The sequence below is a fragment of the Treponema sp. R80B11-R83G3 genome, from assembly GCF_054786115.1.
The window spans coordinates 1-1,244 of sequence record NZ_BDHF01000234.1 but is presented as its reverse complement, the minus strand read 5'-3'; the positions used below and the strand labels follow the sequence as shown (position 1 = coordinate 1,244).

The window sequence follows — 1,244 nt, the reverse complement described above, 5'->3', positions numbered from 1 at the left end:
TGAAAAGATAACAAAAGACACCGCGACCCTTAATTTTAACACCGCTATCAGCGCAATGATGATCTATTCAACTGAGCTTGCCAAATTGGCTGAAATTCCGCGCGCTTTATGGGAGCCGCTTGTGATAATGGCGGGGGCTTATGCTCCTCATCTTGGCGAAGAACTCTGGGAAAAACTTGGACACAAGGAATCGGTCTCTTTCAGCAAATGGCCGTCTTTTGATTCAGCCTTGACTGTTTTTGACGAAGTGACGGTTGTGGTCCAGGTGAACGGCAAAATTCGTGAGAAATTTAATGTTGCCGCAAAAACCGCAAAAGATGAGCTTGAAAAAACAGCCCTTTCCCTGCCCGGTACCCAAAAATGGCTTGAAGGGAAAACAATAGCAAAAATAATTACAGTGCCTGATAAACTGGTTAATATTGTTTTAAAATGAATAATATTTACCATTAAATTGCCCTTTATATGCAAAAAATAAATAATATCTGATAATTTGTTAATAATTGTGTTATTATATTACTATATTAATTATGATTCTTGAAAATAATGACAACGATCCTTACTTTCGCAATGATCCGGGCGTCGGCCTTCAAAGAATTCCTGTTTATAAGTTCGATATTGACAAAAAATTCTCCACTTGGAAATTATGGCGTACAAATGACGGACGCGTCCTTCCAAACCCAAACAGCCATTTTGAACTTATAAACGATCCGTTTGAGACCGGCAGTCTTATTATGCTAGCCACTTATTTTGATCCCGCTCTTTCGGGAAAAGCCTTTGGCGGATTTGGCATGAGGGCGCCCATTGATCCTGCGGTAAATATAAATAATCAAACGTATGTTGAGTTCGATCTTTATTATCCAAAAAGCGCCGAGGGAAAATATATGCGATTTGAAATCTGGTCTGCTTCCTCAGGCGGTGAAGGGTCTCAAAGCATTGCAGGCGGTCCGGGGACTTTTAAAACTCAAATTTACATAAGGCCTTCAGATTTAGCCAGTCTTGGGGCCATCGTACCGGACAGGATTGGTTTTCATAACAGTGAGACATGGTATAAAAAAGCTATCTGCGCGTTGACGCCTGTATCGTCGGGAACTTGGGAATTTTTAAATATCGACCTTCATACGGAAAACGGGACAAGACTTGACGGTGATCAGCTCATGCTTGGTAATATCAGAATAACACAATTATTAACAAATTATCAGATATTATTTATTTTTTGCATATAAAGGGCAATTTAATGGTAAATA

General features: G+C 39.6%; 2 protein-coding genes. Both read left to right on the top strand.

Annotation, left to right across the window (positions count from 1 at the left end):
- On the top strand, positions 1–433 hold a 433-nt coding region (locus ACYVRH_RS12920), incomplete at its 5' end, for a class I tRNA ligase family protein (protein WP_461257307.1).
- A gap of 94 nt (positions 434–527) precedes the next feature.
- Positions 528–1,223: a hypothetical protein gene (locus tag ACYVRH_RS12915; RefSeq protein WP_461257306.1), complete on the top strand. Its 696-nt coding sequence runs from the start codon at positions 528–530 to the stop codon at positions 1,221–1,223.
- Positions 1,224–1,244 lie beyond the last annotated feature (21 nt).

What these genes read in the sequence shown, in the direction of transcription:
- ACYVRH_RS12915 (WP_461257306.1), top strand. Translation starts at nt 528, where the DNA reads ATGATTCTTGAAAATAATGACAACGATCCTTACTTTCGCAATGATCCG.